Here is a 23,008-nt window from a genome sequence, read left to right on the forward strand (position 1 = left end):
CCGGTATAAAAAACTAGTTGATTATTATACAGTTTTCACACAGAAAATTAAGTTACCACTTTAGTTTTCAAATTTCAATATGTACTGGCTTTTGTTCATAATCTGCCACGTTGATTGTGTAAGTTTTGTTGCCCTCGGCATCCTCACTTTCAAGAGTGAAGCCATAGTCTCCATAGAAATCCTTCACCATGGAGTTTTTAGCAGTTGGATAATAGTGGGCCACGATTTTACCAACACCCTTTTCCTTGCAGCGGCTGACAAATTCGTTCATCATCAAATCTTCCATGCCACGCTTTAAAACTCGACAGCTCATAAGCCACAATTTGATATCTACAGTGCTGCCATCAATCTCTCCTGCAACAACTGTGACGATGCCGTTGTCGGCGAACTTATCAACAAGCTTGCCTGCCATGCAGATGTGTTTTCCACCTTCCTGCATCTGGCGGATGTCGTCCTCGCTGCAGCGAAGTGTGGTGAGGTTGAACTGATTTGATTTATTTGTAAGCTGTGCCACGCGCTGAATCATGATTGGCTCGAAGCCTGTGATGTAGGCTGTCATATCAAGACTGTCCAGATACTGACCGTAGTCTGCGAAAGCTGCCTGAGCCTTCTTGGCCTCAGCCTTGGCGTGATACATCTGAGTTTTTTTCATGTCCTCGCCGGAGAAGTTGGTAACCTCGAAATATCCTCCGTGGTCAAGAACCTTGATGTAGTTTTCTGCACCATCCATAGCAGGAGTCTCTACACCAAGCTGGCTGTGAACGATCTCTCGCTCCGCCGGATTGTCATCCGCAAATACGAAGCTATCCACTCCAAGTGTGAGCTCCGAAGCCATCTGAGAAAGATTCAAATCCTTTGGATCCCAGTTGGCCTTGATTGAAACGAAATCATCTGGACGAAGGATGCCGTCTGGATGATTGAGGCCAGCGATTGCATTTGCCTCGTCGTTTTTAGAATCAACAGCAAGGACAACGCCGATGTCCTTGAGATTCTTGCAGTAGCTTTGGAACTCAGCATACACCTGTCCCGCTGGAACCTCTGGGCCGATGGCGATGCCTTCCACTCCATCATCACCTACGATGCCGCCCCAAATGGTGTTGTCCAAATCAAGGGCAAGAACCTTTTTGTTGCGTCCGTAGATGGACTTTATAATAGAAGCAACGGACTGAGCCACATAAGGGATGGCGTCCATATTCATGGCGCACTTGTACATGTGCCAATATTTGGCGTCGTTCCACTGAGAAAGGCCGTAATCCTGTGCCAGATAATCGATATCGTTGATGTAAAAGCCTGTGTGATTATTTGCATAATCATAGAAACGCTGATTCAATCTTGAGATGAAATTGCTGCGACCTCTGTAGTCCCAGATGTCACGGTTGCCCATCAATCTGTAGTTTGGTCGGTCAAAATTGTTCTGGATAATTGGGCAGTGGAACTTCTCCTCAAGGGCTGTCCACATAGCCTCGAAATGCTGATACTGATTTTCAAGCAAATCATCCACTGTGGATTTATCCATATCCATCTGTGGAAAATCAGTGATATTTCTCCAGCTGGTGTGGATATATATGATGTCCGGATTCATGGCATCTAGCTCAGGGCTGCCGAACATGGCATCCTGCCAGTACTGACCGTACTCAGACTGATAGAAGCTGGCCTTGATTCCGTGATTCAACAAAAAAATAGAAAGCATATCTACCACATCGTTTGTAGTGGAACCGCCCAGCACTGCAATCTTCTTTTCGATGAGTCCTGGCTTTTCAGATAGCTCTCTGTAAATCTTGGCGCGCTTTCTGCGCAATGTTTTTGTATCTAAAGGATAATTAAAACAATCCATTTTTACTCCTTTTTATAATCTACTTTTGTTTAAATCTATGCTTATTTTAAGGGATTTTATGGTATTATTCTAGTATGAAAAAATACGGACTTGATAGAACACAATTAAAAATTCTGGCAATCATTGCCATGGTGGTTGATCACACCGCTTGGGGATTTGTAGATTTCATGTCTCCTTTAGGACAGTTAATGCACATTTTCGGAAGGCTTACACTTCCTATCATGTGCTTTTTTATCGCCGAGGGATACAGGCACACCAAGAGTCTACAGGAATATATCTATAGGATGCTGGCCTTTTCTGCCATCTCCATAATTCCATTTTATATTTTCTTTCATGAGGAATATGGCTATCGCCAAAATATCATTTTCGATTTGACGCTAGCGCTGCTTTGCCTTTGCGTTTCCGAGGGAAAGATTTTCAAAAAATGGATGAAGATATGCTTGATTGCATTGCTTGTGCTGATTTCTTTTGTCATAGGCGGATGGGTTGTGATGCCAATCATCTACGTTTTCATCTTTTACTATGGAAAGAATTTCAAGGATAAGGCTATCAAATTTACTGGTGCCACTGTGCTTATGAGTGCAGTTCTTTCAGTGATGATAGTACTCAACCAACAGTATCATTTCTCCCAGTATGATTGGACCGTTCAGGAAAGACTTTATTTGCTTGGATTCGTATTTGCGTTAATTCCTTTGTATTTTTACAACGGCGAAAGAGGCAAGGATTTATTTGGCGGTTCCGGCATAGGCAGATATTTCTTCTACATCTTTTATCCTAGCCACTTTTTGCTGCTCGCTTACATAAGACACATCGTTCACGGATATACCTTGCAAAATGCTTACATCGATATCCATGTGCTAGCACTTTTGATTGCGCTGATTATCCTTTCATACGTGCTCACTTTGCACACCACTCGCGCTCAGATGGCAGTTACATTTTTCATGACTAGCGCGACCATGTATTTATTCGGATTTGTAATGGAGATTACCACTTACGACATCGAGGGTGTTTACACTGCCACCAAGCTTCAGTACTTTGCTGAATGCTTTGTGTTTATTGCAATCACTCTTTGCATTCAGGAATTGACTCACACCAGATTGCCATATCCGGTTTATGTTTTTGAGTTTGTTTTCTCCACATTCGTCATGTATTGCATGTTCACCTGGCGAGAGAATCACCTGATGTACAAGGATGTGATTATGGACTATGATGGTCCATTCCCACGAATGTACGTTGTGGAATATGGAATTGTCTTCTATGCATTTGTGTTATACTGCTTGGCCATTTGCTTGATGGCTGTGGTCGTGGGATTTTACTCACTTCGTAATCACGATAATTTACAGAGAAAGCGTCTAAGACTTTTGCTTCTTGGAATGATTACCATGTGGATTCCATATATCAGCAAGATGATTGGTCTTTTTGACAAGTATGAAATCCCTGCTTTAACTATTCCATTTACAGCATATTTCGTTGTTCGTTCTTTGAAGAAATACAGCTACCTGGATTCTGTTGCCTTGGATTTTTCAAATGCAATTAATCGTGGTAATGAAGGAATCCTGGTGGTCGATAGAAACTTCAGCATCATGTATCACAACGAAGTGGTGCACCAGGTATTTGGCCAATTTATGAGATTTGATTCTGCAAAAAACGTGCCTGGGCTTTATGAAGCTCTCACAAGTGGAGAATCTACAATCACAAAGGACGGTCACACTTACGAGACTAGGGTTGAACCTCTTACAGAGCAAGGCCACAATATCGGTTCCATCCTTTGGATTTTTGATTTAACCGAGCATTTTGAATATCTTAGCTCTATAGAGAAATCCGCAAATACGGATTCACTTACAGGACTACTTAATAGAAAAGCTTTCGAGAAAAAAGTGGGCGAGGCCCTTGAAAGGAAGGAAGGCGGCGCCTTCTTTATGGTGGATTTGGACAACTTTAAGCACGTTAACGACAACCACGGTCACGACGCTGGAGATATTATTCTGACTACCCTTTCAAATGTAATCAAGCAAGAACAGACTCGTGACATGAATCACAACCTGATTGCGGGACGTGTGGGTGGTGATGAATTCACCCTCTACTATGAAGGCATCACCGATAAGCGAGCTCTCAGCAATTTCGCTCACTTGCTTATCGACAACTTTGACAACAAACTGCTGGCCACTGATTATCCTGGTGTTACATCCATTTCACTTGGAATTTCCATTACAGGCGGCAGCGAGCTTGCACCAGCCAAGGCATACAATCAGCTTTACAAAGAGGCTGACGAAGCACTATATATTGCCAAGGGTGCGGGCAAGAAGACATTTGCATTTAGGTAAGAATTTCTAAATAAAAATAAGAGCTATCTGTTGGCAATGGCCTTCAGATAGCTCTTTTGTTTTTGCATTAATTTTAGTTATGCGTGGCTAGCCACTACATCCACAATGCTGCCTACATTTTTAAGACCAGCAACTTCGTCCATTGTGAACTGGAATTCAAATTCATCCTCAATCATTTCGATGAGGTTCATCTGCATAAGTGAATCCCATCCTTCAATGTCGTTTGCTGTAGTAGATTCGTTGATTTCAAGGCTTTCATCGTCGAAGGCATCCTGAAAGATTTCGTTTATTTTAGATAAGATTTCTTCTCTGTTCATGGTAATCTCCTTTATTCTAATCCTTTTACTTCGTAAGGAAGGGTCTTTGGCTTTGACCAGTCCAAGGTGTAGTTTTCGAATTTTAGTGTGTTGGCTCCATCGGCGCGCATATCTGCAGCGATGACTGGATAAGCTGCTCCAAGGTCGCAAACGCAAAGACCAAGGCTGTGGCTTTCGCCAGCTTTTGCTACACCATTTGAAACAAGCCATTCATTAGTGATGCTGATTTCCTGGATGACGTCCAAATCACGGACGTACATGCAGTAGCAACGCTTTTCTGTGACACCATTTTTATCTGTGTAATCACCAAAGAAATACTTTGGATGACGATAAGGTACATCAACACACTGCTCTACATAGTGACCGAAGGTGATTCCTTGGTGAGCTTCAATATCAAAGAACAGCTGCTTGCCGTCGTTGTCACGAAGATAGGTGAATGGGCCTGCATCGCCCCAGGCATCCTGATTGCTCATGGCTGCAAGGCGATGTGCGTTCTTGCCCCAAACCATAAAGGAATACATTGGGTGCTTGGTGCGGATGAAATCGGTTCTGTTTTTAAGAATCCAATTGTTGAGGGCACCAACCTCGCCTGGTGTGTTTAAATAGTCGAAGCCATTGCCTCTGCAAAAGTCCCAGGAGAAAACTGGAAACAGAAGTGTGCCTTCCTCTCCAACTAAATCCTGTAACGTATTTACGAATTCATTTAAGAAATCATTTCTCTGTTTTACCTTAACCTGGCATTCGTTTTTGGCAACGAATAAAAGGTTTGTGATGTCGCTGGCAACGTAAACCATGTCGCCGCGGGCAATGCCCAGGGATGCGATTTCGTTTTTTATATCATTTAATAATTCTTGTGATGTCATTTTATCCTCTTATTTTACTTCTACCAAGCCATTTTCATGAAGCTTGTGAGCGATGTCGATTAGCTCTTTTACTGGCACTCCTGTGATTTCCGAAATGCCAATCAAATCGTTGCGACCATCGGCGTAAGTCATGAAATACATCATGGCCATGACTGCATCGTAACTTCCCTTTTTGCTGACTGTTGGGAAAAGACCGCGCTTGCCAAGCTGTGGCTCGCAAGGTACTGTCATGACAAAAGTCTTGTTGTTTTCAAGGGCGTCTACCACCTGAGTGACAACATCATATGCTCCCTGGAATCCCTCTGGGCTAACGAGAGTCATATCATCGGCACTGGTGTGGTACTCTGGGTACTCGCCAAACTTGCTGCGGCAGAAGCAAACCACTGGAAGGTCCACACCTGCGGAATTGTACTGGCGCTCGTCTGAGCCGCGCTTCAAAAAGCTGTAGTCGCTATATTTTCCTTCTGTATGAGTTTTTAGAACATTCGTAAGAACTCTGTCAGCAAGGGTATCTGCGTATTTACTATGTACAATTGAATAATCTCTGTCGTCGCCTACGCAAGAAAGATTAAATCCTGCAACGATATGCTGCTTCATGTGCTGCAAATGATTGTCTGTAGCGATGTATGTGATCGAACCGATTGTCTCTGGAATGATGATGAATCGGTATGTGTAATGACGATTCTGTATCGTTTTTACGTATTTAATAAGCTCACACATCAGCACTGGACCAGAGACCTCGTTGTTGGCCATGGATGGGTGGCAGTCGTATGTGGAGAAGAAAATCTCCTCATCTGATTCACCTGGAAGGACAAGCTCTGCGTAAGTGAGGTTGCCTTCGAAAAGCTCTGAATCGATGTACATGTGATACTTGCCAGGCTTAAGACTATCAAGCTGATTCTGGCTCATGCAGAATCCGTAGCGCTCCTTGTAGTAGCTGGTTACGTATGGAACGATATCAGGCTGATCTGGCAAAGTGAAAATGTGCTGCTTCAACTCATCTAAATCAACCCACTCATCGATTGGGGTAGAATAGCCCATCACATGGAGGTTGCTAACAGCCATATCTACGATGTGATTGCCTGCCTCGTCCTCGATGTAGGCTGCGTTTATCTTCCATTCCTTTGGCACATTCCAGTCGAAAACCTGGGTGCCGCTGGCAACATTTTTTATTTCGAAGGTGATTCCATCATCGCCTGCAATCCTATCGGAACACATCTTTAAAGTCTGGCGAACGCCCTCACCTGTGATGCTTCGGTTGATAGGAAAAAGCTCTGTGGCAAAATCATACATGCTCTGTCCGATTGAACTCATGAATTACTCTCCTAGCTTAACAATTACTTTTCCGTCAATCACTGCGATTGAACCGTCGTTTGGATATGTTGGCATAGCCTGAACCTCAGCACTGTCGGCGTATGTGCCGTCGTCCTCGATGAGAAGGTCGTTGCCAAATCCAAGGTGCTCCTGCATGAAATATCTTGAGCCGCCGTAAGTGATGATGTCGGTGAAGCGAGGATATTTTTCAAGCTGAACTGCCTCAAGCTGGTCCACTGGATCCACCTTGGCATTGGTGCCGTCGGAAAGATTTTCCCAACCAACAAAGACGATTTCCATATCATCGGAAAAGCCCTCAGTGGCTTTGATGTTTGCTACAAGCTCGGTGTAGTAGGCAGTGGCCTGCTCCTCTGCGATTTCTGCCTTCATGTAGGCAGCGTTATCAAGATATATGTACCCCACAGTGAGAACTGCAAGTGAAAGAATCTGAATCCATGTGGCGATTGATGTAAGGCTGCGAATGATGCCTGCCTTAAACTCCTGGGCATCCAGCATCTCAATCAAAAATACTGGAAGAAGGAACACGAAAATATTGCCGTAAACCATAAGTGAATCTACGTGATATTCCTCACTAGTAGAAAGAAGGTAAACCACGTTCATTCCGATTGGAAGGAAGATGAGACCAACCAATGAGACGATTTTCACTGCCGCTTTATTAGCGCTGCGGACCAGCATCACTACAAGCTGGATGATGGTAACGACAACAACAAGCGCTGTGAAAGCTCTGAGATAAAGGAGCGCGTTGATGCCAGCCTGACGGAATCCAAAGAAAGCTGAAAGGCTTTTGATAATCTGGTTTGGAAGAATGGCAAGGCTATAGCCATCGTCCATTCCCTTGTAATCAACGGCTTCGATGCCTTTGATGTGCTGGGTGATAAAGCGCATAACACCCCAGATACCAAGGCCTACAACAAGCTCTGCTAAATATGTGAAACCGCGTTTTGCATACTCACCGATAGAAGTGATTTCATTTTTCAAAACGCCAAGTGTAAGTGACACAAGAAATGCTGCGATTGTAACAGCAAAAAATGCCTGGTAGATACCAAGGCTAAGTGATAAAACAACAGCAGAAAGGATGAAATTTTTCACTGATAAAGACTTGAGCAAAATCTTTGCTGCAAGAACCGCAAGAAGGAGTGCCAGGAAGTATTCCCATGCTGTAAACATGAATGAGAAGATGCTGGTGACTACCGGATATACGGACATGATTGCGCCGATGAAAGCAGCTGCAACCTTTGACTTAATCTGGAACATATCCACAATAAGCATCGCTGCAAAGCCGATAAAAATCAAAGACAAAATGCCGTTGAACACAGGCACTGAGAAAAGCTTTGTGGTCATCATCTGAATGTCGTAGATGAAACCAAGAACCCATCTGCCGGATTCGTATGTGCCTCCAAGTGAAAACAGGCAGGCTGCATTGTCATGATATGAAATGCGGTTGAACAAAACATATCCATGGGCAACAAGACCAGCCACTAAAACAGAAATCATGGCTGTGATCTGTGTGGCTGTGAAATGATTTTTGATTTTCGAAAATGCTGTCTCTATCTGAGATGTGAAATTCATATTATTGCAATTCCTCTCCATCTTTTGTGATTATGCTATCAACGATGTAAATTGGGCGATTCTTCACCTCGGCAAAAATAATTGCAAGGTACTCTGAAACGAATCCAAGAATGATGAACAATACACCAAACATAAAGCAAAGTAAAACAATGATTGTTGAGTATCCATCAGGTGCAGTGCCAAGGAAGTACTGAACGATGGAATAAATCATCAGGATAAACGCAGCCACAAGTGACAGAAGGCCTGCGTAAATTCCCATCTTAAGTGGCGCATCTGAAAAGTTGCAGATGGCATTAAGCGAAAGGGCGATGAGCGACTTAATGTTGTAGTTGCTTTCGCCGGCGATACGTGATGACGCCTCAAACTCAAGTGTTGTCTTTCTAAAGCCAACATTTTGAACATATCCACGAAGGAAGCGAACGCGCTCGCGGTAATCCTTCCTTAAAACAAGGGCAACTCTGCGGGAGATGCCGAAGAAATCTGATGAGTTGTTTTCGAACTTTGTCTTGCCGGAAAGCATATTCATGACTTTGTAGAAGCCCCAAGATGTGACGCGCTTGATAAGACCGGCGTCCTGGCGGGCTGTACGAATCATAGAAATAACATCATATCCCTCATCAAACTTGCGAGCCATATCTGCAAGAGATTCTGGTGGATGCTGCAAATCTGCATCCATGCAAACAACTGCATCGCCGGTAGAATAATCGATACCGGCAATCATGGCAGCTTCGTGGCCACGGTTGGCTGCAAAATTTACAACCTTCACATGATCATCCTGGGCAGCAAAATCACGAAGGATATTGATGCTATCGTCGCGACTGCCATCGTTTACAAAAATGAGCTCGTAGTCCCAGCCAGTCTGAGCAAAATCAGTGGCAAGGAGCTGATTGGTATGCTCGTAAAACTGATGCAAACCAAGGGCCTCATTATATACTGAAACAACAATTGATAATTTCTTAGCCATTTTGGATTAATCCTTTCAGCCTTTGAATGTAGGCACTGTTTCTCTGATCTTCTGTACAACCTCTGGAGCCTCGTTGCTGTATGCAAGAGTCATGAGGCACTGAAGATTCTTTATGAATTCCTCTGAATCAAACTTGATTGGCTCTGCAACGTGAATCAGATGGTTTTCTGTTTCCTTAAGACCTTCCTCGCTCATAAGCTTTTCTTCGTAAAGCTTCTCGCCTGGGCGAAGGCCGATTTCTTCGATTTCAATATCAACGTCTGGACGAAGACCTGCAAGCTCAATCATATTGCGGGCAAGATCCAAAATCTTTACAGGCTCACCCATATCAAGGACGAAGATTTCGCCGCCTGATGCATTTGCGCCTGCCTTAAGTACAAGGCTGACAGCCTCTGGGATAGTCATGAAGTAGCGGATAATGTCGCGGTGTGTAAGTGTGACAGGGCCGCCCTCTGCTATCTGCTTCTTGAAAAGAGGCACAACTGAACCGTTGGAACCAAGCACGTTTCCGAAACGTACTGCAACGTACTCTGTGTGGCCGCTGCCTGCTGGCACCTTTTCAGAATCTGCTGTATCGATATCAACCTGATGAGTGATAAGTGTTGGAAGCATATCCTCGTGGTTGTTGCGAACCATGTTGTCAAAGGTCTGGATGATCATTTCGCATATACGTTTTGTAGCACCCATTACGTTTGTAGGGTTAACAGCCTTGTCTGTGCTGATAAGAACGAAACGGTCGCATCCATATTTCATGGCAGCATAAGCTGTCTTGTATGTACCAACTGCATTGTTTTTGATTGCCTCGCAAGGGCTGTCCTCCATAAGAGGCACGTGCTTGTGAGCTGCAGCGTGGTAGCAGATGTTTGGTCTGTATGTTTCAAAAACTGATTCGATACGACGGGCGTCCCGGACCGAACCGATAAGTGTAACTAAATCAAGCTCTGGATATTTGTGCTTGAGCTCAAGCTGGATATCGTAAGCGTTGTTTTCATAAACATCAAAAATGATGAGCTGCTTTGGACCGTACTTTGCAATCTGGCGGCAAAGCTCGGAACCGATGGAACCGCCACCACCTGTAACAAGAACAACCTTGCCCTGAAGCTGAGCAGCAACATCCTCCTGGTGAAGGCTGATTGGATCACGTCCAAGTACATCCTCGATAGTGATATTCTGAAGATTGCCAGCGCTGATGATGCCAGCCTTTTCAGCGTACATATTTGGAAGCTGCTTGATGCGGCAGTTTGTTTCCTTACAAAGGTTGATAAGGTTACGCTTTTCGCTAGGTGCAAGTGTTGCGATAGCGATGTAGATTTCTTTTATCTCGTACTTTTCAACGGCATAAAGGATTTTGTCGCGGCCACCGATAACCTCTACTCCATCGATGTAACGTCCCCATTTGTTAGGGTTGTCGTCGATGATGCAAACAACCTTAGCAGAACCATTTGCTCCGCCATTTACGAAATTGACATCGCGAAGAATCATACGGCCTGCTGAGCCAGCGCCGATAAGAAGTACGTTTGTATCAGCATTGCCTGCCTCGCGGCTGTCGCGAAGAAGCAAGATAAATCGATATGAAAAACGGATAACCACGCCAAAGAAGAACTGGAACCCGATTCCGAATACGTAGTATGAAATTGGCATTCTGTAGATGAATGCTGTGACGATAACTGCGTTTGCTACGAGTGTTACGGCTGTAGAAAGAACCAATTTCTTGAGCTCGTAGAAGCTGGCGAAACGCCAGATGCTTCGGTACAAGCCAAAAAGCTGGTAAATCACAACTGTAAAGATAGCGTATGGAATGATGATAAGATAATACTTTTCAAGATAATATGGTTCGATATGAGAAAACTGACAATCGAATCTAAGCCACAGTGCAAGAAAATACGAAAGCACAACGGTAATAAAATCGTAGGCAAGTAAGAAATATGCCACCTTGTGCCAATGCTTCATTTTATTCATAATCTCCATTTAAGATTAATCCTCCAGTAAATAAAAAATACGATATCTGGGTAATCGATACTATTCACAGTACCTAAACTACATTCATAATTGAACTCCTTCAGAGTTCTATCAAGTGCTAAAGCACTTGTAATTATTCATGTAGTTTAGGTCACTGATTCCAGTTAATAAATATTTAAGTATTATTCTCTTACAAGCAAGCTTGACAAGAATAAATACTTAAACATTTATTACTGTGAATAGTAACACTGTAAGCCCATGATATCGTATTATAACACATATTAAGTCTAATAATATAGGTAATGACTATTATTTCAAACCAGTTACTTCGTATTCCTGAGTCACAGGATCTGGAATCATTCCATAGTTCTGTGCACAATATTCCTGAAGATCCTCACCAAAGTTTGGACCGTATGTAACTGTAATCTTATCTCCATTTGAAAGACCAGATGATGTATCTGCACGGAATGTGATTCCTTCGTAAATATCATCATCGGATGTGATTTCAAGCTCTACAACACCCTCGCCATCATTTCCAGAGAATGTAACCTTGAGGTCGTCGAAAGGATTGAATGTAACAACATCCTCAAGACCAACTACTGAAAGCTCCTGAGCATCTGCCTCAAGCTTGATACCGTAGTGCTCTGCGATGTAGTCCTCATCGATGCTCCATGAAAGCACAACCTCATCACCGTTTGAAAGGTCTGTAGATGTGTTGAGCTCGTATGTGATACGTGACTGCAAATCAAGATCTGCAAATAAGCCTTCCTTGAAGATGTCCTGTGTGTCTGTAAGGCCAAGCTTATCAGCCTCGCGCTGAATCTTTGAATCAAGCTTTGCATTCTGTGAGAAATCATACAAGAACTCATCATTATCAAATGTGACTGTAGCTGTTCCCATTGAATCGTAACCTGAGAATTCAACTGTAACATAGTCGTTGATATTCATCTTCTTTGGAGCGTTGAGGAAATAGAATACACCACCTGCAACTGCTGCAATTACAACTAATATCGCAATTATAATAAATTTCTTACTTCCTTTTTTCTGTTCATTTTCTGCCATAATAAACCTCCTTAAATTTGGTTTTAGCACTTCAAGAATGATACTACAAATCCACGGGTGAATGCAAACTTATTATGGAAAGCTTTAGAAAGTTTTAGGAATTGCCAGGCATTGGGCGGCGCTTTGCTGTGAGCTCCTCCACATCAATTCGCATAACCGTTACAATAGAAACCATTCTCTCGTCAAACTGGAAATCATCCTTGCCAGTTTGAGTCTTCATGAGAGCTACCAGGGCAGCTATTTTTTCCTGTGGGTCCTCTACAATTGTGACCTTACCAAAGCCCATAGCGCATTCGTAGACTGTGCCGTACTGGCAAGCCATGCGGCCTTCGAAAGGAGCCACATTGCACTCCATTGTGAAGCAGCAGTTTGGGTTCTTCCTAATTATATCCAGCTTGCGCCCCTCGTGAGCACCGTGAAGATAGATGATGTAATGGCCATCTGCCTGGTCCTTCACCACTCCATAGTTGAGTGGCACAACGTATGGCATGCCGTCATCCACCAGCCCCAGGTGCAGGTACTGGCTTGTGTTTAGGATTTCGTCTATTTCTGCTGGGTCTGTGATTTCTCTTTCTCTACGTCTCATTGTGGGTCTCCTTTTTGTATAGTGTTGTTTTCTACTGGCTTAATCATCAGGTTATCTGCTATCGCAGACTTCTTTGAAAACTTCAATGTAGTGTAACCAATGATACTGAATGCTACTGCGCCAACTAAGTTTACTAGTAAGTCCTTCATGGTGTCGATAATTCCAATATCCAGATAGCCTCCAGGCACTGTGTATGATTGGCCATCGGCTGTGTTGATTACTGTGTCTGTAATGTTTTGTATGATAAATGGCATGCCGCTGTCGTTTGGATCAAGTGTGACTGAGCCGATGGTCTGCACTATGAAGTCCTTTTGCATATCAACATAGAAAAGCTGATCCATTGCAAATTCAAAGAATTCCCAGATTACACCTACCGTCATAGAGAAGCAAAAGGCGACAAGCGTCAAATAGAATGGAGACAAGTTAAAATGCTTGCTGCCTCTGTTCAGCAAGTAAATAAGTGAGAATCCAATAGCAGCACACAGGAATCCATTCATTGTATGAAGCATTGTGTCCCATCCTGGGATAATCACGTAATAGTGATTCACTTCACCTAGGATTTCTGCTGCGTAGATGAAGCCAAAGATGATAGCCTGAAACACTGCGGGGAATTCTATCTTCATCTGCTTTTGTAACACTGCTGGCATCAAAAATAATAGAAGCGACAGTATACAGATTGCAGCACTTTCGTAGTTCTGCGTTATGATACATCTGATAAGTGTAAGTATAACCAGCCCACGTAAAATCAAATAAAAGATGAAAGTTCTCTTATTCTTTTTATAGCTATCCACTAGAGAATTCTTGTAATCTATTATCTTCATTCTGCCACCTCATTTCTTGTTAAACTCTTATGGTCAGAATATCAAACCTGGTGTCCAATATCAATGAATTAAATACTAGGAAGATGTGCGAACACCTTAACAGCAATAAGCCCTGTCTATTTTTTACTCTCAGTTAAGTGAAAATCACAGGCTTCTGGCTAGCCACTTAATTTTTTATAAGTGGGGATAGAGGAATCTGATTTTACACTTAACTTTGCAAAATCCAGTTAAGTGGATTTTGCAAACACTATTTTTTTCACTTATATAATTTGCCAAAAAGTTAAGTGAAATTCAGCAGTTTTAATTTTCCACGCAACAATTTTGGGATTTTTGTTAAGTGAATTTTCCAGTCTAGATTTCCCACTTAAGAATGTTAAGTTTTTAAAAAATTTCTTTTATTACACTTAACTCTCCCCCAAAAAGTGCGTTTTTTCTTGAGTTTTCCAAAATCCACTTAACTTCCCCGCTCCCCACATAAAAAAGGCCATGCCGGCGGAGCCGGACATGGCCTTGGTAGCCCAAGAACTGTGATGATTCAAAGACTATGGTTATTCAAAAACTTGTTTTATTCAAAGCAAGCGCGGATAACTTCGATAATTCTATCCTGCTGCTCTGGAGTCATTTTGTTGTCGCTAGGGAGGCAGAGGCCGCGGGCGAAGATGTCGCTGCCCATGTCAAGTGGCTGGCCGTCGGTGCCGAGGGCGCCGCCTGCGATGTATGCGTTGGTAACGGCGCGGCCGTTGCCTTCGCGAGTGATGAATGGGTTCAAGCGATAAATTGGCTGCATGTGCATTGGCTTCCAGATTGGGCGGCCTTCTGCGTTGATGCTTGCGATAGCATCAAGAATTTCAGTAGGGCAGCTCTTGCCGTGCTCAGGTGTGTAAAGCACATCCTGCTCTCCTCGAACCTGTGGGCACATAGCGTCTTTGTCGATGATCATGCATGACAACCAGTAGTTTGGCTCAGAGTTCTCAAAGTCGATTGGGTTCATCTGAACTGGAAGTCCCTTGAAGCCGTCGCGGTATCTTTCGTAGATAGCCTTTTTCTGGGCGATGTGCTCCTCAAGGTGAGGGAACTGGCCGCGGACAACACCTGCGATGACGTTGCTCATGCGGTAGTTGTAGCCAAGCTCCTCGTGCTGGTACCAAGCTGCAGCTTCGCGGGCCTGAGTAGACCACTTGCGAACCTTTTCAGCAGCCTCCTTGCTGTCTGTAAGGAAGCATCCACCAGCTGAGCCAGTGATGATTTTATTTCCGTTGAATGAGATGGTGTTGAACTGACCGAATGAACCAGTCTGAACACCCTTGTATGTAGCACCAAGAGATTCGGCAGCATCCTCAACAAGGATAGCGCCGTGCTTTTCGATGATTGCGTTTAGCTCATCGAGCTTACCAGGTGTGCCGTAAAGGTGAGCGCAAACTACAACCTTTACCTCTGGGTAGATTTCGAATGCCTTTTCAAGGGCAACTGGATCCATGTTCCAAGTGTCAGCCTCAGTGTCGATGAATACAGGGATACCGCCTTCGTAAACTACAGGGTTTACAGTTGCATCGAAGGTCATATCTGTACAGAAAACGTGATGGCCTTCGAGAGCGCCGTGGCCTACCTGAGGCATGCCGTAAGCCTGAATACCAGCAAGCTTGCAAGAAAGATGAAGTGATGCTGTGCCTGCTGAAAGTGCAACGGCATATTTCACTCCTACCTTTTCTGCAGCAAGACGCTCAACCTCTGTGAGGTTTGCACCTACTGTGGACATCCAGTTTGTATCGTAAGCTTCCTGCACGTATTTGATTTCTTCACCGTGCATTGTTGGCGATGAAAGCCAAACCTTATCTTCAAATTTATCAAATGATTTTGTAAGCATATTTATCTCCTTGTTCAAAAACAAAAAATAGCTGTGGCGAACCACAGCTATCATTATACTACAAAATATTTATTTTTCGAGTGGCTTATCCTTTGACTGCTCCGCCGGTTACACCTTCAACGTAGAATTTCTGCATGATGATGAACAAAATAGAGATTGGTACGGCAATCATAAGTCCACCGCAGCAGAAGTATGTGAAGTACTGGTTAACCAGGGCTCTCTGTAAAAGATTAAAAAGGCCTAGAGCCATTGTCCAGTCTGATGCGTCCTTTGACTTAATCATCAAACGAACCATAACGAAATCCATCCATGGATTCAGGAAGGAATTAATTACGGTGTAAACAATCATTGGCTTTGAAAGTGGCACCACAATCTTTGCGAAGATGGTGGCTTCCGATGCGCCCTCAAGCTTTGCTGCTTCGTGCAAAGATACTGGAATTGTGTCGAAGAAGCCTTTCAAAATCAGATAGCCAAGTCCTGATGCACCTGAGTAAAGAATGATAAGTCCTACCACGCTATCTGTCAGGCCAAGCATCTTCAGGATGAAGTACATGGCAATCATTGAAAGTACGCCTGGGAACATGCCGAGGATCAATGAAAAGCTCATGAGCTTCTTTCTACCTTTGAACTCGATGAATGAAAACGCATATGCGGTCATGATTACAAAGATAGATGAAACCAGGCAGCTGAATACACCGATTATCATAGAGTTTTTGAACCATGCTGGGAAGTTAGCAGTTGAGTCTGGTTCAAAAAACAGCTGGTGATAGTTGGCAAGTGTCCAGTGTGCAGGGAAAAAGTGGTTTGTGTTGATTCCCTTTTGTGTGCTGAAGGTGGTGACAACCAGCCAGAAAACTGGTATCAACCAAATGAAAGCCAAGATAGCTAAAAATACGTGTCTTCCGATTATTTTACCTGTTTTTTTCATTATCTATATACCCCCTCTTTATCTCCACCTATCATTCTTGAGAAAGTAAGAAGTGAAAGGGCTGCACAAACTATGAATGTTATGATACCGATAACTGATGCCATCTTGAAGTTCGAGTACTCGTTTGTCAGTCTGAATAGCCAAGTGATGAGCAGGTCAACTTCGGTGGCATGTGAGTTTGCCATAGACATGTTTGTTGTCTTGTAGTTGTATGTTAGCAAATAAATAACGTTGAAGTTGTTGATATTTGCAATTACTGACTGGATTAATGATGGGCCGGTGATGAACATTACGTAAGGCATTGTAATCTTCCAGAAAATCTGGAATTTGTTGGCGCCATCGATTTTTGCTGATTCAATCTGGTCTGATGGGATGTTCATAAGGATACCTGTTGCAACAAGCATCTGATATGGAATACCAACCCAGATATTTACCAGGATGATGGTCACGTGAGCCCAGCCTGGTCGTGACAAGAATGGAATGAAGGCATCGCCTGCGTTTAGTAGTCCGATGTTCTTGAAGAAATCAAGAATACCTACATTTGCACAAAACGTATTTACGATACCATAATCACCAAACATCTTGCTGATAAGAAGCAATGTTACGAACTGTGGAATACCGATTGTGATAACAAAAAGTGTTCTCCACATGCCCTTTAGCTTTGTATCGTCGTGGTTGATGAACTGAGCCAAAAGGATTCCACCAAGGAATGTTGTTGCTGTTGCAAGGACAGCCCAGATTAATGTCCAAACCAAAACTCTTACAAACGCGTAGCCAAATGTGATGGTCTGGCTGGTTGTAAAGAGGTTTACAAAGTTCTTAAATCCAACCCATGTGAACAGATATGTTGGTGGCTGGTGATTCTCATCGTAATTCGTAAATGCGATACCTACCATGAATAGGATTGGAATAATGTTGATAAGAATTACTCCAATACTTGGCAATGTAAGAAGAGTGATGTGGAAGCGCTCGTTTTTGAAGCTCACGATATCTTCCTTAAATGTACTTAGGTGCTCCCCTTCTTCCTGCATCTTTTGAAGGCGATAAACGGCCTTGATGTTTGCAATATATAGTGCCAGAAACGCGATGATAACAAGGATTCCGATGATTCCGTAAAGGAGAATCAGCAGTGAGTTATCAAAGTCATTTACTGTTTTTTGCATAGTTAGTGGATCAAAGATTTCCTCTCTTTGGACTGTTCCAAGAGTATTAAGCTTTGACATGTATGGGGCGAAAACGCGAAAAATTGAGGCGATTACTCCTACCTCAAGCAAAGTCATCAGTATTCCGCGGGCTATTTGTTTTCGTCCGAAATATCCAGCACCCATAATCAAAAGGGAGAGCTTAACCCAGATGTCGCCTTTGGCTATGGATGTGAAAAAGTCTTTAAAATAGTTGCCAATTTTCTTCATAGAATTCTTCCTCTGATTTATAAAAGGGCTTCTCCATTCGGAGAAGCCCGAAAAAGCATTAGTTTTATTCCACTGGCTGAGTAATACCAGCTACTGCATCATCAAGAACTTCCTGACTTACTTTGCCATCGAGGATGTTCTTTCCAAGTGACTCTGCTGGTGTCCAGTAGTTGCCGCCAACTCTCTGAAGCTCTGCGAATTCTGACTGAGCTGCAAGAGCATCAAGTGCTACTGAAGAAGCCTGTGCAAGTGCCTCTGTGTTTGAAGGGCCTTCGCCTGTAGCTGCATAAACAGCTTCCTGTGTCTCAGCGTTTGTAAGGTACTCAGCAAGAAGCATTGACCAACCTGTGTTCTCTGCGTATGCATTAACACCTACGAACTTGTAGCCTGAGTATGAAGCCATCTGCTTGTCTTCGCCGTTAACCTGGAATGTAGGAAGCTTTGTAGCTGCGTAGCCATCGCCATAAGCCTCTGAGAATGCGTTAACATTCCATGTACCAGAAACGTATGCTACAACCTTGCCATCGTTAAGGTTTGCAAGAAGATCATCGTTGCCATAGCTCTTGAATGCGCTTGAAGATGCGATGCTCTGAAGTGATTCTGCAGCTGCAAGACCGTTCTCAGAGTTCCAATCGCAGTTGTTTGACTGATCTTCATTTTCTGTAAGTGTACATCCAGCGCCCTGGAAGATACCGTAGAGGTACCAGCCGTTTGCAACTTCGAAACCAACTTCCTTGCCAAGCTCCTCAGCCTTAGCTGTAAGTGCTTCCCAAGATGCTACATCTTCCTCTGAAAGCTGTGATGAATCATAGTATAAGAAATAACCGTTTGAAGCTGTGAATGGGTAGCCATACTGCTTGCCTTCATACTGTCCAGCTTCAACTGTTGCTGGTGTATCTGCTTCGTTCATATCATATGTGTACTGAGCTGCTACTTCGTTAAGAGCGCCTGCCTTAACAAGTGCCTCGAGCTGATCGTCTGGGAATACATAAACATCAGCTGCTGCCTCAACATCCTCAAGTACACGATCCTTCATATCAGCTTCTGATACGGCACCGATTGTGATGTTGAAATCTACATCAGGATACTCAGCTTCGAAAGCGTCGCAACGCTCTTTCATTACTGTCTGATATTCCTCTGTCTCTGAGCACCAAAGCTCGATGTTTACTGTGCCTTCTGTTGCAGCGATAAGATTTGCGATAGCATCCTCAGATGATGCATCCTCTGTAGCTTCTGTAGATTCCTCTGTTGTTGAACCTGTCTCAGCTGTAGTCTCTTCTGCTGCGCCCCCGCATCCAACAAAAGCTGATGTAGCCATTGCTGAAACAAGAAGTGCTGATAATAACTTCTTCTTCATTATTACTTCCTCCATTTTCTTCATTTTTATACTCCGGTGATTGCGACTTTGCGCAATCGGTTGTTCTTCATACATAATCCTAATGCTTATGTCGTTTTTCGTCAATTAAGCATTTCTGACAACTATTTTATGACATTTTTGTGAATATTACTAATTTGTGCTGTCTCTCATTTGGATATTAAAGTCGCTTAAAGTGAGATTTGTGACATCTTCCCCATCTAAGTTGCGCATAAGCATAGACAAGCCCTCGGCTCCCAGCTTTTTTGCATCGAAATACAAACTGGTGATAGATGGTTTGGATGTAGATAGTAAATTTGAATCGTAAAAACTACACAGCTTGATGTCATCTGGGACAGATAGACCATCATTGTGCAGACAATTAAGAACTGAATTGCAAAGCATGTCGTCCATGCAGACTATGCACTCGGCTCCCTCTGCAATGGCAGTCTTCAAGACTTTGTCCATGCGGTCACTTTTGTGCATATTTAGATAAATCTGATTTTCATCAGCCTTCATTCCACGATTAATAAAGCCCTGGCGGAAACCTGCCAGACGGCTGTGAGTAACGTTGATATTTTCACCACCGCCAATAAGGGCCATGCGAGTGATGCCCTTGTCGATAAGTGTCTCTATCATGCGTGTGGCTGCCCCCTCATTATCGTGATCGATAAAAGGAACACCTGGCTCCATTGGGTCGCCCACTACGATATATGGAATTGCTGCGTCTTTTAGGAAATTGATAACTTTAGAATCCTGCTCGCAACGGCTGACCATAACAGCGTCGATTTTTTTGTTGCGCACTGCGTGCTTTAACGCTGATATGCCGTCGTTATCTGCAAGAATGATAAGAACGTCGTATTCGTATTCCATGGCTCTGTCGCAGACACCTGTCATGAGAGTCTGGAAATATGGCATCTCGCCGAGAGCTGAATCGGCAGGAAAAACCAGCCCCACGTTGAATGTGCGGCTAGCTGCCAAAGACCTGGCAACGGCGCTAGGTCTGTAATTTATTTCTTTGATGAAGGCGTTAACCTTCGCTCTAGTTTCCTCGGAAATTCTACCTTTACCAGAGATTGCTCTGGAAACTGTTGTTTTAGAAAGCCCCAATTCTTTTGCGATTTTATCTAATGTATAACCCATAGTTTCCCCCTAATACTGTGGTCTTCTATCAAGCTATCACAATAGAATCAGTTTTGCAAACGGTTGCGCACATTTTGTTAAATAGTAACAAAATTTGGTGCTGCTATTCGAACAATGCGTCATAGTCATAGTTGCCGTAGAAGTCTTCCATGAAGTCGAAATAGTCCTGGACATTATCCTCAGTGATCTCGTCCTTGCCAGCTGCAATCATTTCCAAAATCTCTGTGTTGTATTCTGGGACGAAGTGGCTCATGTCCTTGAACATATCCAAGTTTTCTGCCACATCTGTTTCCTGAAGGAATGAGTAAAGGTGGACATTGTCATAGCCAAGAAGCATGTTTATAGTATAGCGCTCAGCTGCCATGTAGCGCTCAAGGTTGCCCTGCTGATTCAGGTAGTCGAAATAGTACATGCTGAATGGTGGGAAGAAAATGTAGAAATCCACATCAGGGTGCTCTTCTATCTGTCTGATGAAGTTTTCATTAATGTTTTCTTCCACGATAGCCATGTCTTCCTCTGTAAACTCCAGAGTCTCTTCGCTTTTTTCCTCGCGGATGTAGCTGTCATCCAAAACATCCTTGCCAAACTCAGAGTACATGCCCCAGTTTGAATAGTCATCGAAGGATGTGCCAGCATAGCCTGCGCGGGTAAGGCGCAGGTCGTCGTAAACATCCTGGATTGTGTATTTGTTTAAAAGATATTCCACATCATCAAATGGATCATTGTCGTAGAGGTATGTTGGGTAGAGGCTTTCGTCGTAGCGCATCTGCTCCGCAGTGTTGAGGAGTCCCAGGTAATCCACTGATCTAAAAACCATCTTGATGTCGTTGCCACTTTCAAAAACTGCATCTAAAGTGTCGCTGATTTCCTTATTGGAACCGCCCAAATATGTGAGCTTGATAGAGTTTGTCCCAAAAAGGCGGTCGATGTCGCTGGTCTTGTAGTTTGATGCCATGGATGTGCCAACCAGCACTGCATCGTAATCAAAGTGCTTTGCGATACCGTTGTTCTGGTAGCGCTCCTTGCTAAGGATGTAGGAAATGTGCTGATTCTGTCCGTGATAGTGAAAATATGGATCGATGTAGATGACAACAGCACTCACTGCAGCAAGGCCCACTAATATTACAGCCAAATAGGCGATTATCCAATTTTTAAATTTCCCTTCCATTATTACTTCCCCTAAAAATTGAAATATAAAAATGTGCTGATTCCTGAGAATGAAAGAATGCTCCAAATCATCAAGCATGACATGACAAGCATGTTGATGACGTTTGGCTTGAACTCCTTCATCTTTTCAAAGCCGTTCTTTGGAATCAGTGCGATAAATAGCGCAACCGCAAACATGCCTACCACATCTATGTAGGCGAAGTTTTTGATAACTGGCAGCTTGTCCAAAATCAGGTGAAGCTCCCAGAATGTAAACTGTGATGTGAGCTCCGCGCCAATTGGATCAAAGTGTCCGCCGAAGGCACGGCGGATAAGCTCTGTGGCAGTGGCGATGGAATCTGCTCTGAAGAACACCCACATAATATTTACAAAGAAAAATGTAACGGCCCAGCCGATAATCTTTGGAACCTTGTCGAAAAACTTGCGTCCCATTCTGTGGATGATTGATGCGATGCCGTGGCCCACACCCCAAAGAATGAAAGTGAAGCCGGCGCCATGCCAGAATCCGCTGACAAGGAAAACGATGAAGATATTCACATAGGTGCGAACCTTGCCCTTGCGATTTCCACCAAGTGGAATGTAGATGTAACGTGTCAAAAATCTGGTAAGGGTCATGTGCCATCTGTCCCAGAAATCGTCGATGGAAACTGCTTTGTATGGGCTGTTGAAATTCAGTGGCAGGTCGATGTTGAACATCTGGCCAATACCGATGGCCATGTCGCAGTAGCCACTGAAGTCAAAGTAAATCTGAAGTGTGTAGGCCAGGATGACAACGATTGCCTCGGTAGAGTTGATGTTTAGAATCTCGTCATAGCCGTAGTTTACTGCGCAGCCAAGAGTGTCGGCGATGAGCACCTTTTTTGCCATACCGATAGTGAAAAGATAGATGCCGCGAGCAAAGTTTTCAGCATTGATGTGCTTTTTACTGTCGTCCATAAGCTGTGGAACTAGCTCGTCATGAGTGACGATTGGACCAGCAATGAGCTGTGGGAAAAAGATGACGTAGCAGGCATACTCTAAGAATGAGTAGCAGGCCACATCCCCCTTGTAGCTATCCACGATGAATGATATCTGCTGGAATGTGAAAAAGCTGATACCGAGAGGCAACACGATGTAAAGCAAATTGAACTCTGTCTTGAAGAGCATATTTACTGTGCTGATGAAGAAGTCCATGTATTTGAAATAGAAAAGGACTCCCACATTTCCGCAAACGCCAATAACCATAAGGACTTTTTTCTTGTCCTTATGGCTATGCATTAAGCGGTATATTAAATAATTAAAACATACACTGGAAATGATAATTATGAGATACCATGGATTGAAATATCCGTAAAACCAAAGTGACATGCCCAGCAAAAAGACATTTGCCAGCCTGTACTTCTGGAAAAATCCCAGCACATAGTAGCCTACCAAGCAGTGTGGTAGGAAAAGTAAAACAAAAATATAAGAATTGAATAACATTATAAACCCCTGATAGTACCCTTATTTTTTATCTATAGAGATGCG

The 23,008-nt window shown here is 43.4% G+C and carries 18 protein-coding genes; 1 reads left to right on the forward strand and 17 read right to left on the reverse strand.

Features of this window, described 5'->3' with window-relative positions; translation table 11 throughout:
- Nucleotides 1-67: 67 nt before the first annotated feature.
- A complete protein-coding gene (locus tag BMY66_RS10055) occupies nt 68-1,834 on the reverse strand; it encodes an HAD-IIIC family phosphatase (RefSeq protein WP_090395048.1) in 1,767 nt (588 codons plus the stop codon).
- Between the two features lie 74 nt (nt 1,835-1,908).
- Between BMY66_RS10055 and BMY66_RS10060 the strand changes: the two genes are divergently transcribed.
- A complete protein-coding gene (locus tag BMY66_RS10060; RefSeq protein ID WP_090395049.1) occupies nt 1,909-4,158 on the forward strand; it encodes a TraX family protein in 2,250 nt (749 codons plus the stop codon).
- Between the two features lie 77 nt (nt 4,159-4,235).
- Here the strand turns inward: BMY66_RS10060 and BMY66_RS10065 are convergent, their stop codons facing one another.
- From BMY66_RS10065 to BMY66_RS10140, 16 genes are all read right to left on the reverse strand, one after another.
- Nucleotides 4,236-4,475: an acyl carrier protein gene (locus tag BMY66_RS10065; protein ID WP_090395050.1), complete on the reverse strand. Its 240-nt coding sequence runs from the start codon at nt 4,473-4,475 to the stop codon at nt 4,236-4,238.
- 11 nt (nt 4,476-4,486) lie between these two features.
- Nucleotides 4,487-5,338, reverse strand: coding sequence for an AAC(3) family N-acetyltransferase (locus tag BMY66_RS10070; RefSeq protein WP_090395051.1), 852 nt, complete (start codon nt 5,336-5,338; stop codon nt 4,487-4,489).
- A 9-nt stretch (nt 5,339-5,347) separates the two neighbouring features.
- On the reverse strand, nt 5,348-6,652 hold the full coding sequence (locus tag BMY66_RS10075) for a DUF4910 domain-containing protein (protein WP_090395052.1): 1,305 nt from the start codon (nt 6,650-6,652) through the stop codon (nt 5,348-5,350).
- Nucleotides 6,653-6,655: 3 nt separating this feature from the next.
- Complete coding sequence (locus BMY66_RS10080) at nt 6,656-8,242, reverse strand: glucosyltransferase domain-containing protein (protein WP_177175648.1); 1,587 nt, start codon at nt 8,240-8,242, stop codon at nt 6,656-6,658.
- Nucleotide 8,243: 1 nt separating this feature from the next.
- Nucleotides 8,244-9,206: a glycosyltransferase family 2 protein gene (locus BMY66_RS10085; RefSeq protein ID WP_090395054.1), complete on the reverse strand. Its 963-nt coding sequence runs from the start codon at nt 9,204-9,206 to the stop codon at nt 8,244-8,246.
- Between the two features lie 15 nt (nt 9,207-9,221).
- On the reverse strand, nt 9,222-11,174 hold the full coding sequence (locus BMY66_RS10090; protein WP_090395055.1) for a polysaccharide biosynthesis protein: 1,953 nt from the start codon (nt 11,172-11,174) through the stop codon (nt 9,222-9,224).
- A gap of 300 nt (nt 11,175-11,474) precedes the next feature.
- Nucleotides 11,475-12,227, reverse strand: a complete 753-nt coding sequence (locus BMY66_RS10095) for a hypothetical protein (protein ID WP_090395056.1) — start codon at nt 12,225-12,227, stop codon at nt 11,475-11,477.
- A gap of 94 nt (nt 12,228-12,321) precedes the next feature.
- Entirely contained in the window at nt 12,322-12,813 is a 492-nt protein-coding gene (locus tag BMY66_RS10100) for a pyridoxamine 5'-phosphate oxidase family protein (RefSeq protein ID WP_090395057.1), read from the reverse strand.
- Nucleotides 12,810-13,634 carry a DUF2238 domain-containing protein gene (locus BMY66_RS10105; protein WP_090395058.1) on the reverse strand — a complete coding sequence of 275 codons (825 nt, stop codon included), beginning with the start codon at nt 13,632-13,634 and terminating at the stop codon, nt 12,810-12,812. The genes BMY66_RS10100 and BMY66_RS10105 overlap by 4 nt, the downstream gene beginning before the upstream one ends.
- Before the next feature lie 565 nt (nt 13,635-14,199).
- Nucleotides 14,200-15,498 carry a DegT/DnrJ/EryC1/StrS family aminotransferase gene (locus BMY66_RS10110; protein ID WP_090395059.1) on the reverse strand — a complete coding sequence of 433 codons (1,299 nt, stop codon included), beginning with the start codon at nt 15,496-15,498 and terminating at the stop codon, nt 14,200-14,202.
- An 85-nt stretch (nt 15,499-15,583) separates the two neighbouring features.
- Complete coding sequence (locus BMY66_RS10115; RefSeq protein WP_033151948.1) at nt 15,584-16,426, reverse strand: sugar ABC transporter permease; 843 nt, start codon at nt 16,424-16,426, stop codon at nt 15,584-15,586.
- Nucleotides 16,426-17,838, reverse strand: coding sequence for a carbohydrate ABC transporter permease (locus tag BMY66_RS10120; RefSeq protein ID WP_090395060.1), 1,413 nt, complete (start codon nt 17,836-17,838; stop codon nt 16,426-16,428). The genes BMY66_RS10115 and BMY66_RS10120 overlap by 1 nt, the downstream gene beginning before the upstream one ends.
- Nucleotides 17,839-17,902: 64 nt before the next feature.
- The gene (locus BMY66_RS10125) at nt 17,903-19,195 is read right to left on the reverse strand and encodes an extracellular solute-binding protein (protein WP_090395174.1); all 1,293 of its coding nucleotides are present in this window, start codon (nt 19,193-19,195) and stop codon (nt 17,903-17,905) included.
- A 150-nt stretch (nt 19,196-19,345) separates the two neighbouring features.
- Complete coding sequence (locus BMY66_RS10130) at nt 19,346-20,335, reverse strand: LacI family DNA-binding transcriptional regulator (protein WP_049960282.1); 990 nt, start codon at nt 20,333-20,335, stop codon at nt 19,346-19,348.
- A 103-nt stretch (nt 20,336-20,438) separates the two neighbouring features.
- Nucleotides 20,439-21,503, reverse strand: a complete 1,065-nt coding sequence (locus tag BMY66_RS10135; RefSeq protein WP_090395061.1) for a hypothetical protein — start codon at nt 21,501-21,503, stop codon at nt 20,439-20,441.
- A gap of 11 nt (nt 21,504-21,514) precedes the next feature.
- Nucleotides 21,515-22,963, reverse strand: a complete 1,449-nt coding sequence (locus BMY66_RS10140; protein WP_090395062.1) for an MBOAT family O-acyltransferase — start codon at nt 22,961-22,963, stop codon at nt 21,515-21,517.
- Nucleotides 22,964-23,008: the final 45 nt, after the last annotated feature.

This window comes from Pseudobutyrivibrio sp. C4 (assembly GCF_900111635.1).
Taxonomy (GTDB): domain Bacteria; phylum Bacillota; class Clostridia; order Lachnospirales; family Lachnospiraceae; genus Pseudobutyrivibrio; species Pseudobutyrivibrio ruminis.